12 protein-coding genes are annotated in these 13868 nt (G+C 41.2%); 3 read left to right on the plus strand and 9 right to left on the minus strand.

Features of this window, described 5'->3' with window-relative positions; genetic code table 11:
• Positions 1 to 6: 6 nt before the first annotated feature.
• Together topA and ED557_09510 are read left to right on the plus strand one after the other, a co-directional pair.
• On the plus strand, positions 7 to 2547 hold the full coding sequence (gene topA, locus ED557_09505) for a type I DNA topoisomerase (GenBank protein RNC83995.1): 2541 nt from the start codon (positions 7 to 9) through the stop codon (positions 2545 to 2547).
• A 56-nt stretch (positions 2548 to 2603) separates the two neighbouring features.
• A complete protein-coding gene (locus ED557_09510) occupies positions 2604 to 3170 on the plus strand; it encodes a hypothetical protein (protein RNC83996.1) in 567 nt (188 codons plus the stop codon).
• Here ED557_09510 and ED557_09515 read toward each other — a convergent pair.
• The 9 genes from ED557_09515 to ED557_09555 form a co-directional block, all read right to left on the minus strand.
• The gene (locus tag ED557_09515) at positions 3167 to 4321 is read right to left on the minus strand and encodes an NADP-dependent malic enzyme (protein RNC83997.1); all 1155 of its coding nucleotides are present in this window, start codon (positions 4319 to 4321) and stop codon (positions 3167 to 3169) included. The two genes, ED557_09510 and ED557_09515, sit on opposite strands and share 4 nt — an antisense overlap.
• 61 nt (positions 4322 to 4382) lie before the next feature.
• Positions 4383 to 6254 (minus strand): M1 family peptidase, encoded by a 1872-nt coding sequence (locus tag ED557_09520; GenBank protein ID RNC83998.1) that lies wholly within the window; start codon positions 6252 to 6254, stop codon positions 4383 to 4385.
• Between the two features lie 40 nt (positions 6255 to 6294).
• On the minus strand, positions 6295 to 6408 hold the full coding sequence (locus ED557_09525) for a hypothetical protein (protein ID RNC83999.1): 114 nt from the start codon (positions 6406 to 6408) through the stop codon (positions 6295 to 6297).
• Between the two features lie 11 nt (positions 6409 to 6419).
• Positions 6420 to 6611 (minus strand): hypothetical protein, encoded by a 192-nt coding sequence (locus ED557_09530; protein ID RNC84000.1) that lies wholly within the window; start codon positions 6609 to 6611, stop codon positions 6420 to 6422.
• Positions 6612 to 6644: 33 nt separating this feature from the next.
• Complete coding sequence (gene recR, locus ED557_09535) at positions 6645 to 7247, minus strand: recombination protein RecR (GenBank protein RNC84001.1); 603 nt, start codon at positions 7245 to 7247, stop codon at positions 6645 to 6647.
• A gap of 81 nt (positions 7248 to 7328) precedes the next feature.
• The gene (locus tag ED557_09540; GenBank protein RNC84002.1) at positions 7329 to 7676 is read right to left on the minus strand and encodes a YbaB/EbfC family nucleoid-associated protein; all 348 of its coding nucleotides are present in this window, start codon (positions 7674 to 7676) and stop codon (positions 7329 to 7331) included.
• An 11-nt stretch (positions 7677 to 7687) separates the two neighbouring features.
• On the minus strand, positions 7688 to 9499 hold the full coding sequence (dnaX, locus tag ED557_09545) for a DNA polymerase III subunit gamma/tau (GenBank protein RNC84003.1): 1812 nt from the start codon (positions 9497 to 9499) through the stop codon (positions 7688 to 7690).
• 123 nt (positions 9500 to 9622) lie between these two features.
• The gene (locus tag ED557_09550; GenBank protein RNC84004.1) at positions 9623 to 10348 is read right to left on the minus strand and encodes a DNA-binding response regulator; all 726 of its coding nucleotides are present in this window, start codon (positions 10346 to 10348) and stop codon (positions 9623 to 9625) included.
• A gap of 2 nt (positions 10349 to 10350) precedes the next feature.
• Positions 10351 to 11424 carry a sensor histidine kinase gene (locus tag ED557_09555; protein RNC84005.1) on the minus strand — a complete coding sequence of 358 codons (1074 nt, stop codon included), beginning with the start codon at positions 11422 to 11424 and terminating at the stop codon, positions 10351 to 10353.
• 226 nt (positions 11425 to 11650) lie between these two features.
• On the opposite strand from ED557_09555, the gene ED557_09560 reads away from it, so the two are divergent.
• Entirely contained in the window at positions 11651 to 13858 is a 2208-nt protein-coding gene (locus ED557_09560) for a hypothetical protein (GenBank protein ID RNC84006.1), read from the plus strand.
• The last annotated feature ends 10 nt before the right edge of the window (positions 13859 to 13868 follow it).

Below are 13868 nucleotides of genomic sequence, written 5' to 3' on the forward strand. Positions count from 1 at the left end.
TTGCCTATGAAAAGTCTCGTAATTGTAGAGTCTCCCACAAAGACTAAAACGATCAGCAAATACCTCCCAAAAGGTTATGAGGTTGACTCTTCTATGGGACATATACGCGACTTACCTGCATCTGCCAAACTTATCCCCGCAAAGTATAAGAAGGAATCGTGGGCAACATTGGGGATCAATCCAGACGATCGATATTATGCTATTTATGTTACCCCACCGGATAAGAAAAAAATCGTCAAACGACTTAAGGACAAACTTAAAGGAGTAGATGAGCTAATTCTTGCTACGGACGAGGATCGTGAGGGGGAAGCTATTTCCTGGCATTTACTGGAGGTCTTAAAACCGAAAGTTCCTGTAAAGCGAATGGTCTTCAGAGAAATCACTAAAGAGGCTGTTCAAAATGCATTAGAAAATACCCGGGACATCGATATGAATCTGGTATTTGCACAAGAAACGCGCCGGATTCTGGATCGTCTTGCTGGATATACCGTTTCTCCGCTGTTATGGAAAAAAATCTCTCCGGGTCTTTCGGCAGGCAGAGTTCAATCGGTAGCTGTAGAATTTTTAGTGGAACGGGAAAGGGAACGCATGAAATTCAGAAGCGGAACCTATTATGATCTTCAGGCAATGCTTCAGAAGTCAGGGGAGAACGATGAGTTTAAAGCAGACCTGACACACCTTAACGGTACCCGAATTGCAAGTGGCAAAGACTTTGATGAAAACACCGGAAAACTAAAGAAGCCGGATTCTGTGGTTCTTCTGGATGAAGATAAAGCGAGCACTCTTGTTGATGATTTAAAATCAGCTAATTGGACTGTTACCAATGTTGAAGTAAATACTCAAAAACGAAATCCATCTGCTCCGTTTATTACTTCTACGCTTCAGCAGGAGGCGAATAGAAAGCTAGGGATGTCTGCCAGAGACACCATGAGTGTCGCCCAAAAGCTGTATGAAAAAGGCTTCATCACCTACATGAGGACAGACTCAACGCGTTTATCTTCTCAGGCTATTGAAGCTGCTCGTGAGGGAATCCTGGAGCAGTACGGTGAAGAATATTTATTTGAACGAGTTCGAAATTATACCGCTAAAGGTAAAACGGCTCAAGAGGCTCATGAAGCTATTCGTCCTTCTGGTTCGAGATTCATACTTCCTGAAAAGTCCGGACTCAAAGATCGAGAGCTTAAGCTGTACGATATGATCTGGAAGCGAACCATCGCTACTCAGATGGCTGAAGCTGAGCTTGAGTTTACCGGTGTTACCATTACTGCAACAAACAATGATACTTCGGCCGATTTCCGCGCAAGCGGCAAAAAAATCCTCTTCCCAGGATTTTTCAGAGCCTATGTTGAAGGGAGTGATGATCCTGAGGCGGCTCTAGAAAACCAGGAAAATTTCCTGCCTGAGTTAAAGGAAAATGACTCTACTGAACTACAAGATTTAAAGTTCAATTCTCACGAAACCAAACCACCAGCCCGCTTCACCGAGGCAACACTAGTAAAAGAGCTTGAAAAAAGTGGAGTCGGTCGTCCTAGTACCTATGCCGCTGTAATTTCTACCATCCAGGATCGAGGTTATGCCCGACTTGATGGAAAAGCATTAGTACCAACGTTCACTGCTTTTGCAGTTACTTCACTATTGGAAGAGCACTTCCCTGATTTAGTAAATAGTGCCTTTACTTCTGCTCTTGAGGATAAACTAGACGGTGTTGCAAACGGTACAGAAGACCCGGTAAAATACCTTGATGATTACTATAAAGGAGAAAACGGGTTAAAGGCCAAGGTGGAGAAACAAGAAGACAAAATTGATCCTCAAAAGGCAAAGCTACTCGACTTACCTCTCGATGGACTCCAAGGTATACAGGTTGCGGTAGGTCGATTTGGCCCTTATGCAAAGATGCAAAAAGATGGCGAAGAAGTATCTACTTCTCTACCCCTTGATCTTGACCCAAGCGACATCACCGTTGAAAAATTGGAGCAACTTATAAAGCTTTCGGAGGAGGAGGACAAACCTCTAGGAGTTCATCCAGAAGAAGGCCTTCCTGTATTTTTACTTTCTGGCAGATATGGTCCTTATGTTCAGCTTGGCGAAGTAACTGAGGAAAATAAAAAGCCCAAGAGAGTTTCTTTATTAAAGGGAATGACTCCTGAGGACATGGATTTCGAAACTGCAATAAAATTACTTCAGCTTCCAAGAACACTTGGAGAACACCCTGAAGACGGTAAGGTGGTTAAAGCAGGAGTGGGTCGTTTTGGACCTTTTGTAGTTCATGATGGAAAGTTCAAATCCATTCCCAAGACTGGTAATGTTCTTGAGATACAGTTGGGCGAAGCTATAGAACTCCTAAACCAAAAAACTGCTCCTCGAAAAAGCTCTGAGCTTAAAGATCTTGGTAAGCATCCTGATACTGAACTTCCCATTAAAGTAATGGATGGACGATACGGCCCCTATATCAAACACGGTAAAAAGAACATTGGACTGCCCAAAGATACAGATCCGGAAAAGTTCACTCTTGGAGACGCTATTGATTTGATTGCAGCCAAAGGCTAAGGTTGCTTGGTCGGGTTTTGAAAAGTATTTTAAGGCTGACTGAATAAGTAGCCCTTATGCAAAAGCGTACCAACTTTCATTTCCGATACCCTCCCAATATAGATATGCTGGACCTGGCTACTATGGTGAATATGTACCGTAGCAGAGGGGAACCAAGAAAAGCTCCGGCTGGAGAATATATTTCTTGCTCAATTTCCCAGGAATTGATGAAAGAAGGGAAGTGGTGGTTTGGACAGTTCTACTCTCAGAAAATCTGGGATGAATTGTTAACCAAAGGAAGTGAGGGTTTTCCATTGACAGATATTGAGCTCGTTATTCTAGGAAATGTATTCATTAGTGAAGATGAACCCCCTCATCGCGAATACATTGAAAAAAGCTCCCGGATCACAGAGAAACTCGCCTATCTAATTGTTAATGATTTGCGCACTTTTGGATTTCTTCATGAAGATGATGAAGGCTTCTTAAGCATCACCCCCAGAGGAGAAAAGGCACTACATGGAATTGCTCGTCGTATTTATGAAAAACGTTTCATGCCTGAAATGCTAAGTGATGAACCTATTCCAGAAGAACCCAGAATAGAGCAGGCTCAGAAAAAAGACCGGGAGCAAACGAGTTTATTCTAGTCAGCAAAGCTCCTTACTGCTTCTGCTACTTTTTCTGGCACATGCCCTTCAAACGGACTTGGAATAATCTTTTCCTCGGAAAGATTTTCGACGGAAGATGCTATTGCTTCAGCTACTTTCAAGAACATTTCCGTTGAAAGTTTACTAATTCTTGCATCCAGGGCGCCTCTGAATAGTCCTGGAAAAGCCAGTACATTATTAATCTGATTAGGAAAGTCTGACCGGCCAGTAGCAACAATATGAGCTCCCGCTTGCTTAGCCTCATCCGGCATAATTTCAGGAATAGGGTTTGCCATAGCAAAGATGATTGGATCCGGAGCCATCGTTTTAATCATTTCCTGGGTTAACACTCCCGGAGCAGATACCCCAATAAACACATCTGCGTCGACCACGGCTTCTTTCAGGTTGCCCGTTCTGTTATTGCAGTTCGTTAGTTTGTTCATCTCCATCTTTACTGGATTCAGGTCTGTGCGGCCATCATGAATAATGCCTTTACTATCACACATCATAACCTCACTTACTCCAGCTTTGAATAGCAACTTTACGATTGCAACCCCAGCAGCTCCCGCTCCATTAATTACAACCGTGAGGTCCTTCATATTTCGATTCGTGAGCTTACACGCGTTGATCATCCCCGCAACGGTTACAATGGCTGTTCCGTGTTGATCATCATGGAACACAGGTATAGATAACTCTTCCTTTAGCCGATCTTCAATTTCGAAACAACGAGGTGCAGAAATATCCTCGAGATTTATACCTCCAAATGTGGGTGAGATTCTTTTAACCGCAGTGATAATTTCCTCCGTATCCTGAGTATCCAATACAATAGGAACAGCATCTACATTTGCAAATTTTTTGAAGAGAACAGCTTTTCCTTCCATTACTGGTAGTGCTGCTTCAGGACCGATATTTCCGAGGCCAAGCACGGCTGAGCCATCACTTACAACGGCTACCAGGTTTCCTTTTGCCGTATAATCGTACGCTTTTTCTACGTCCTCTGCTATTTCCCTACAGGGCTGAGCTACCCCAGGGGTATATGCAATGCTTAAATCATCTTTTGTTTCTAAGGGAAGTTTTGGTTCTATTGATATTTTACCCTTTGCTTTCTTGTGTGCTTCTATAGAAAGAGCAGCATAGTCTTTGCTAGACATAGTTGGTTAGGCTGTATTAAAAAAGAAAGCCGGAGAACCCCCCGGCTTCTAGTAATTAGTTTTAGTCCTCAGATTCTCGTTCATAAGAATTGTTGCTTAGATCTACATCCGCTAATCGTTCGGACGGATCTATTACAATTCGTTTGATATTGAAATTTGAAGTAGGGATATCAAATGTATACGATGGATTTACCCACGGCCAATCTTCTATTGTGGTTCTTTCCATTTCATTTTCCAACGGTTTTTCTCCTCTCATCAATCTAAGAGGGATATAGAACATTTCTTTTGATCCGTCATTATACTCAACCATAATATCCATTGGCATAGGCATTAACCCTTTTCTGGTTAATTCCACCTTAGTATTGGTTTCATCACCAGTAACAGATGTAATCTCGTAATCCACGGTCTTGGTAGTTTGAACGAAGTACTCATAATACCAGTCCAGAATCATTCCTGATTCTTTTTCCATTACCCTGATAAAGTCTAAGTCTGTTGGGTTTTTGAGCTTCCATTGGTCGTGATAAGTCAACATCCCTTTCCTAAAAGCCTCATCACCAATGATATAGCTGAGCTGATTTAAGAACACAGAGCCTTTGGAGTATGATGCTATCCCATACGCCTGGTTAATGTTAAAGTGATCAGCATGGGTGGTAAGTGGCTCTTCATTCCCCGAAGTAGCAAGAAATCTATAGCTTCGGTAGGAATTTGCATGTGGGTTTCCTTCTCGCTCAAATAAGTGCGCCATCGTTTCAGAAGAAGCGAAAACTGTGAAGCCTTCATCCATCCAGGCATATAACGCTTCATTTGTTGCTAACACATTTTGATACCAGCTGTGGTACATCTCATGAACTGTTACTCCAACTAAACTTCCAAGATTTCTACCACCTGTAATGAGCGTACCCATTGGATATTCCATTCCTCCATCGCCTCCCTGTACTGTAGAAAATTGAGGATAAGGATATTCACCAAAATGCTTGTTGGCGTATTCAAATGCTTTAACGGTCAACTCAGGAAGCTCCTCCCAGTTTTTCTTGTACTGAGCATTTTCTTCATCAGAAGCTTCAATATCAATTACTGGCTGCTGATAGAAAAAGTGCAGCTTTGGTCCGTTAGGAACCTGTGCCTGAGTGTGAATAAAGTCAGGGTCTGCACCCCAGAAGAAATCCAGCACATCTTCGGCTACAAAGTGATAGGTAATTCGATCGGAATTGTGTCTAACAGTAACACCTTCATCTTCATATCCATGGCCAATTTCATTAGGGTTTTGAAGAATGCCCGATCCCCCAATTACATAATCGTTATCAATAGTAATTTTGACATCGAAATCACCAAAAGTACCATGAAATTCCCTTCCGATATAAGGATTTGGGTGCCAGCCTCTATAGTCATAGGCCGCCATTTTTGGGTACCACTGGCTCATCGAGAACTCTACCCCTTCAGCATTCATCCAACCTGAACGACGTACCTGGCGAGGAACCTGGCTTTCAAATTCCATTTCAAAAGTAACAGAAGCTCCTGAGGCAATAGGAGTGTGCAGTTCTACGACTAAAATGGTTCCATCAACTTCAAATTCAACCGCTCTACCATTTTGGGTTAGTGAAAGGATATTGTGATATCCAATCTCATCTTCAGGAAGATTAACAATCCTGTCTCCGACACGACCATCCGGATCGGCAATAGTCCGGGATCTTACATCCATCATACTTCCTGGTTGGAAAGCATTGAAGTACAGGTGATAATATACCCGGGTTAATTCATCGGGAGAGTTGTTGGTATAAACCAGTGTTTGGGACCCCTTGAGTTGATGTTTCTCAGTGTCTACATCTATTTGCATGGTATAATCGACCTCCTGTTGCCAATAATCTCTTAATTGAGCGTAAGACATTGCATGAACAAGGAAAGTAGTTAGGATGAACAGGGTTATTTTTTTCATTTTTTACTTATTACCGCAAAGCGCGCAGAGCTCCGCAGAGTTATAGTTTATTTACTACTCTCCTAAATCCTTCCTTTAAGAGAGTAACATTGAAATTTATTAGCAGTGCTAATTTACATTCTGATAGTTTCAAATATGTTAAAACTTGTGCCATATGAAGACCGGTTAGCTCCTCAATACCCCAGTAAAGTCATCCCGGACTTGATACTGAATCCAGTTCAGCACAGGTCCCGGGATCTGTAAAGCTTTATTCGTTGATAGGGCAAAGCTTTTTATCAACGGATTAGCACCAAAAGATCCTGAAACGAGTTCAGGATGACCATAAAAGGGAAGAAAAAGGTGTTTCTTATATTTCATTTCCGATCATATTATCCTTTGCGCTTTCTGCGGTTAAAAACTGCTTCGACTGGTAAATGCGCGACTTAATGTGGCCTCATCGATAAATTCGAGTTCCGTTCCCATCGGTATTCCGTAAGCTATTCGTGTTACCTGCACTTCATAGGGCATGAGTAGTTTGTTAATGTAGTATGAAGTCGCCTCTCCTTCTGCGTCAGGGTTTAATGCCAATATTACCTCGGTAATTTGTTCTTCTCCACCTACTCGCTTTAATAGCTCTTGTATTCGTAGCTGGTCTGGACCAATATTGTCCATGGGAGAAATAACTCCTCCAAGCACATGATAGCGACCTCGAAACTCGTTTGTTTTTTCAATGATGTATACATCATTGAATTCCTCAACTACACAAATCTGACCGTTTTCCCTTTTTGGGTTGTCACAAATCTTGCATGGGTCAGAATCACTTACATTGCCACAGGTTGAACAGCGCGTAACCTTATTCTTTAAATCAACAATTGCGTTGGCAAGTTTGAAAGCGTATTCGTCATTTTGCTTCAGCAGGTGAATGGCAATTCGCTGTGCTGATTTTCGTCCTGTACCCGGAAGCTTGGAAAGCTGCTCAATAGCCCGTTCTAAATATTCTGATGTAAGCTGCATGAAAAGAATTAAGGATTAAAAATTCAAAATTAAAGATTGGTTGAAGCCATTTTGAATCTTTAATTTTTCATTTTGAATTTCCTAGAGACCAAATTTAGAGAGATCCATGCCCGGTAAACCGCCACCAGGGATCATACCTTTATAAGCCTCCTGCATTTGAGATTTTGCAGCTTCATCCGCTTTTTCAAGAGCTTTGTTTACTCCTGCTACAACCAAATCTTCCAGGATTTCTTTATCACTTGGATCAATCACATCCTGATCGAGTTGAATGGAGAGCACTTGCCGTAAACCATTTGCCTTTACTTTAACCATTCCACCACCAGCTTCTGCTTCCACAACTACTTCACCGAGCTTTGCCTGTGTTTCCTGTACTTTAGCCTGCATTTCTTGAATTTTGCCGAACATATCGGCCATGTTAAAATCTGCCATATTTGAATTGTTTAAAATTCTAGCTCAGCCCCAAGTCGAGTTACCAATTCCCTGACTATAGGGTCTTTTTGCTGTATTTCTTTAAATCGATCATAATTGCTTAATGAAGAAGTTTTTTGAACTTCTCCTTTCTTAACTACCGTTTTAAAACGAAGCATAGTTCCTACATGTTCTTTTAATTTCACACAAAGGTCATGAGCTTGCTCGTTCATCATTTTTGCCGCAAAAGCATTTTCGCATTCTATTGTGAGCTCATTACCCGATAATGATGAAAGAGTTACTCTCTGAACCTGTAGCTCCAGTGTTTTCGGAACATTGTTTTCGAGAGAGCTTAGAAAGTCACTCCAAATTTCATGTACTTTTTCAAGTGTAAGCTTAACTACTGTTTCTTGAGCCGGTACTGGTGACTGTTCCTTTTTTTCAATCGCTCCATTTCCATTTTTAAAATGAAGTACCTTAGCTTTTTGAGTCACTTCGGTTACTAAGGCTGGCTGCCCTAAATCATATTCATCAAGAACAGGTACTGGTTCCTGCTCATCTGGCTTAGGTGAATATGAAACAGGCTTCTCCTGAACAATGGGATTTTCCGGAGCTTCCTCTTCTTTATGGATTCCGTTTAGTGCTTCCTGAACAGGCTTTTGCGACTCAATTATTTGTTGATGAGCTTCCTGTTTTATTGAGCTTGAACTACTACTTGCTCCGCTCTTAAATTTTTTTTTTACCTCTTCAAGGTCTGATAAAAGCTGCTTGAGACTTTCGGAGCGCTCCATATGAATGAGCTTCAGCAATGTTATCTCAAATTGTACTCTGGGCTGGCTTGCATCCTTTAGCTTTATTTGAGCTTCACTTACAATATGCATCATTCGCATTAAGTCGTCTCTTGAAAATCCCGGAGCTGTAGCCTGATATTTTTTTCTGGTTTCGTCAGATGCTTCAACCAAATAGAGTTGAGGACTATGGTGAGCGATGTACAGGTTTCGAAGATGCTCGGTTAGCCCAATCAAAAATTCCTGGATGTCATATCCTTCTTGAAGCAAGGTATTGATTAAATCGAGGCCCGCATTTGCGTCATGCTCTTTTACACAGTCCATGAATTGGAATAGTCGATCTGTGCCAACCACATTTAGTGCCAGTAATAGTTCGTTATGAGTGATGGTATCACCACAAAAAGCAATTGCCTGATCCATCAATCCCAATGCGTCTCTCAGTGCTCCATCCGCTTTCTTAGCTATTACATGGAGTGATTCCTCATCAATAGCAATTTGCTCATCCAATGATATTTTTCGGAGACGAGCTACTATCTCCTCTACTGAAATTCTTTTGAAATCAAACCGCTGAACCCTGGAAAGAATAGTGGGGAGTACCTTGTGGGGCTCTGTTGTTGCAAATATAAAAATGGCGTGCTCAGGAGGCTCTTCCAATGTTTTAAGCAGCGCATTAAACGCAGCCTTTGAAAGCATATGAACCTCATCCACAATAAACACTTTATAACGACCATTTTGCGGCGGGATGCGAACACTTTCTCTAAGATGATGAACATCTTCCACTTTATTGTTGGAAGCGGCATCCATCTCTATGATATTGAGTGTCTGGTTTAAAGCTTCTCCATCAACACTGGTATCAATCTCATTAATTACCCTTGCCAATACTCTGGCCATAGTAGTTTTACCAACTCCTCGTGGACCGCAAAACATGTAGGCATGAGAAAGGCGCTTTTGTTTTATAGCATTAAGTAGAGTACTACTTACATGATCCTGAGATACAATATCCTCAAAACTATTTGGTCGATATTTTCTGGTAAGAGCGCGGTAGTGTTCAGACATTCGATAGCTCATTTTGCTAACGTGTGGAATGTACAAAATTTGTCAATTAAGAATTATTCAATTGGTAATTGTTCAATTAAGAATAGGACTATTAGCTCGTGATTACGCCTAATTCTTAATTGCCTACAGAACTTTCGTATGCTCTTCCAGCTTTTTCAGCGCTTCTCGTTTATAAGTTCTGCCAATGGGGATAGTCTCTCCTGAAACCTCAATTTCATTTTGGTTCCAGCTCTCGATTTTTTTTAGGTTTACAATAAACGATCTGTGAACCCGAACAAACTCATCGCCTGGTAAGCGCTCCTCCATGTAAGTAATGGTTTGGTAAGTATTAACTTCCTTTTGCTGGGTTTTAATGAGAATAAAATCTCTTTTACTCTCTATAAAAAGCATCTCATCCAGACAAATTTTAACGTTCTTCTTATCGGAAGGCACAAAAACGAATCGCTTTTCCTTATGAAATTCGACCGGAGGAAAAGGAACAGCTGAATGGGGAGGTGCAGAATCAAACACTTTGTTTACTGCTTTCAAAAAGCGCTCAAATGAGATTGGTTTTAAGAGATAATCAACTACATCTAATTCAAAACCTTCCAGTGCATATTCCCGATAAGCGGTAGTAAAAATTACTTTAGGAGGGTTTTTGAGTGATCGCAGAAACTCGAGCCCGGTTAAACGAGGCATCTGTATATCAAGAAAAAGAACGTCTACTGAATTGTCTCTGAGTGCCTGAAAGGCTTTAACCGCATTTTGAAAAGTTGCTGCAACATCAATCCCGTCAATCTTAGATATATGAGACTCGATAACCTCGATAGCTAGTGGCTCATCATCAATGATAAAACAAGTCAAGTTCACGCTTATTGGGTATTTAGTAGTTCGTCCAATTCTATTTCAAGATGAACAGAATAAGTATCACTATCGTCTTCGATTTCAAGGTTAAAGTGACCATTGTATAACAACTCAAGGCGTCGCTTCACATTGGTCAACCCAATTCCTTTTTGGTATTCAAATTCCTCTTTCTGATCATCGTGACCATTGCTGTTTCTCACGGAAAGGGATAGGCCTTGGTTTCGGATCGCTACTTTTATTTCTACCCATACCTCTTCGAGGGAGTCACTAGTGCCGTGTTTAAAGGCATTCTCAACAAATGGCAGAAGGAGCATCGGTGGAATTTCGCTTTGAGAAACATCCCCTTCGGTATCATAAGTAACAGTCAATCGATCGTCATACCTGATCTTCTCTAGAGCAATATAATTCTCAATCAGCTTAATTTCCTTGCTAAGCGAAACCGTTCTTGAATTACATTCATACAGCATGAAGCTCAATAATTCAGAGAGCTTTAACACCACTTCCGGAGAAGACTCAGATTTCTTTAAAGTGAGTGCATACAGGTTATTGAGCGTATTAAACAAAAAATGAGGGTGGATTTGTCCTTTCAGAAAGTTGAGCTCTGCCTGAAGTTTTTGCTGCTGAAGCTCTTGCGATTTACTCTCCTCACTATAAAAGTACTTAGTAATTTTTATGAATGCAGCCAGTGCTACAACCGGATAAATAGACAGGGTGGTTTTTAAGCTTTTCGCCACATTCCAGGCCCCACCCGACAACCACTCATAATTATAAATGGGATAGAACACATAATAATCTAAAAAGCGCTGGATGAACGCTGCTACCAGTATCGCGAGGGTAGATAATATCGTGGCAGTAACATATTTCTTTTGCAGAAAATACCTTGGAATAATGAAATAAAGTGTGAAATACGTTGCCATCATCTTCAAGGGCAGATAGGCCATTGCCCAGAAGAATTCTACGTCGTAGCTCTCTTCAAAATTTCCATAAATAACCGTGTATGTTGCGATTATGGAAATCCAAAAGAGTATGTGCCACATTACCCTTGTGCCAGTAGACTGATATTTTTTTAAAAAACCTTCCATGGAACAGGATAAAGTACGCAACCTTGTAAAAGGATGTGAACGAAAACTTTAGCATTTCTGCACACTCCCCGCCAAGTACTGCAAGGGTCGTATTTGGCACTGCGAATGTAATTGAATTTTCTGCGAATGAGCTTTGTGGGTTTTTTTCCGTCGTATACCGTTGAGCCCCAATACATAAGAATAGAGTCTTTATCTATGCCCGAAATCAGGAACTAAATAAGATTCTATGAAGCGCTTAATCTCCATTCTTGTTCTTCTTCTGGCATTCCAAAATACCTCAGCCCAGGAGCAGCCCATTATCGAAGAGTTTATTCTTGAGGCTCAAAAATCCCCTATAACCATTCGAATTGATGGTAATCTCGATGAAGAGGCATGGAATAATGCTGTTATTACCTCAGATTTTTTAAATAAATGGCCTAAAGACGAAGGATATGCTATCGGGCAAACGAAAGCATGGATCTTATACGATAATGAATACTTGTACATCGGGGCTATTAACTATCAGAAGAAAGAAGACCTGGTTATCAAATCCCTTAAAAGAGATAATTCGTCATATCATTGGGAGAGCGATGCATTTACAGTAGTTCTTGATCCTTACAATCAGAAAACAACTGGTTTTATCTTTGGTGTTAATGCCGCTGGAGCTGAAGTAGACGGCATTGTTAGTATTCAAAACTCCAGAACTCAACCTGATTTCAACTGGAATAATACCTGGACGAGCTCTGTTAAAGTACATGACGATTACTGGGTTGCGGAGCTAGCGATACCATTCAAATCCATTAATTTTGATCCTGAAAGTGATGAGTGGGGCATTAACTTTGTGCGGAATGATATGCTGCGGAATGAGTATTCAACGTGGACCCATGTTCCACAGGGCTTTCCGGGAATAGATCTTGGTTATCTGGGAACCCTAAAATTACAGCAACCTTTGGAAAAACGTCGCCAACGTATCGCTGTTCAGCCATATATGCTCTCTTCGGTTAATCGTGATTTTGAAGAATCTTCTTCTTATAACGGTGATGCTGATCTGGGACTGGATGCAAAAATCCCTCTTGGTTCCTCCTTAAAAATGGATCTTACTGTGAACCCGGATTTTTCTACAGTTGATGTAGATCAACAAGTAACCAACCTTTCCAGATTTAGCATCTTTTTCCCGGAAAGACGTGTTTTCTTCCTGGAGAATAGTGACCTGTTCTCCAGCTTTGGAACTTGGGGAGTTCGCCCGTTTTTCTCAAGACAAATAGGAATTAGCGACGGCAATCTGGTTCCTATCCTTTTTGGTACTCGCGTAACCGGAAATGTAACAGACGATTTGCGTGTAGGGGCTTTAAATGTTCAAACTAAAGGAATTGACGACATCTCTGCCAACAACTATACAGTAGGTGCTTTCCAGCAAAACGTGTTTGGCAGAAGTAGTATTAAAGGCCTGTTCACAAACCGGTCTGGCTTTGATGGCACTAATTCATTTAATGAAGATTTTAACCGAACTATGGGGCTGGAATTTCATTACGCTTCTGAAAGTGGGAGACTTTCAGGCAATGCAAGATATCACTGGTCTCAAACTGAAGATCGTTTAAACGACGCCTCCTTTGTAGGTGCTACCTTAATGTACAATGATGGCGACAAGTACTTTGGAATTACTGCGGACAGGGTAGGCGATAACTACATCAATGATCTTGGTTTTTCCATGAGATCATTTCAATATGATGCTGAACGAGACAGCCTTATTCGTGTAGGATTTAATTATCTGAACCCTTGGGCGGGCTTCGTAATAAGACCTGAGTCCGATTTTGTTAACTCTCATGAGTTCAGCACCTGGACGGTTATGAGCTGGGAAACTAATGGAGAGCTTATCGACCGGGTAATTACCTTAAATTATGAACTGAGCACCTTTAATCATGGCTTCGTGAGAATTAGCGCCAGAAATAACCGCGTTAGACTTTTATTCCCTACTGATTTGATTGGGGGTGATGATTTCCTTCCTGCGGAAACCTACATCTACAATACTATTTCTCTCAATTACTTAACGGATTCAAGGGGTGTTCTAAGCGCCGGAGTTAATTCTTCTTATGGTGGGTTTTATAATGGAACCCGATTGCAATTTGGAGGAGAGCTAAACTACAGGACCCAACCCTGGGGGAATTTTGGAGTACGATATGTCGGAAACAGGGTAGAGCTTCCCGATAATTACGGGGAAGCAACCCTCCATTTGATTGGACCTCAATCCGAGATCAGTTTTTCAAACAATTTGAATTGGACCACTTTTCTCCAGTACAATACTCAAGCTGAAAACTTTAATATCAATAGTCGTTTGCAATGGAGATACGCTCCTATGAGCGATATTTTTCTTGTTTTCAACGACAATTACGGAACCGAAAACTTCGGAATTAAAAACCGAGGTGTGGTTTTCAAAATGAATTATTGGTTTAACTGATAGCCATGAA

This window comes from Balneola sp., from assembly GCA_003712055.1.
Classification (GTDB): Bacteria; Bacteroidota; Rhodothermia; order Balneolales; family Balneolaceae; genus RHLJ01.

Coding starts and splice junctions, on each gene's coding strand:
- topA (RNC83995.1), top strand. CDS start 7: ATGAAAAGTCTCGTAATTGTAGAGTCTCCCACAAAGACTAAAACGATC.
- ED557_09510 (RNC83996.1), top strand. CDS start 2,604: ATGCAAAAGCGTACCAACTTTCATTTCCGATACCCTCCCAATATAGAT.
- ED557_09515 (RNC83997.1), bottom strand. CDS start 4,321: ATGTCTAGCAAAGACTATGCTGCTCTTTCTATAGAAGCACACAAGAAA.
- ED557_09520 (RNC83998.1), bottom strand. CDS start 6,254: ATGAAAAAAATAACCCTGTTCATCCTAACTACTTTCCTTGTTCATGCA.
- ED557_09525 (RNC83999.1), bottom strand. CDS start 6,408: ATGGCACAAGTTTTAACATATTTGAAACTATCAGAATGTAAATTAGCA.
- ED557_09530 (RNC84000.1), bottom strand. CDS start 6,611: ATGAAATATAAGAAACACCTTTTTCTTCCCTTTTATGGTCATCCTGAA.
- recR (RNC84001.1), bottom strand. CDS start 7,247: ATGCAGCTTACATCAGAATATTTAGAACGGGCTATTGAGCAGCTTTCC.
- ED557_09540 (RNC84002.1), bottom strand. CDS start 7,676: ATGGCAGATTTTAACATGGCCGATATGTTCGGCAAAATTCAAGAAATG.
- dnaX (RNC84003.1), bottom strand. CDS start 9,499: ATGTCTGAACACTACCGCGCTCTTACCAGAAAATATCGACCAAATAGT.
- ED557_09555 (RNC84005.1), bottom strand. CDS start 11,424: ATGGAAGGTTTTTTAAAAAAATATCAGTCTACTGGCACAAGGGTAATG.
- ED557_09560 (RNC84006.1), top strand. CDS start 11,651: ATGAAGCGCTTAATCTCCATTCTTGTTCTTCTTCTGGCATTCCAAAAT.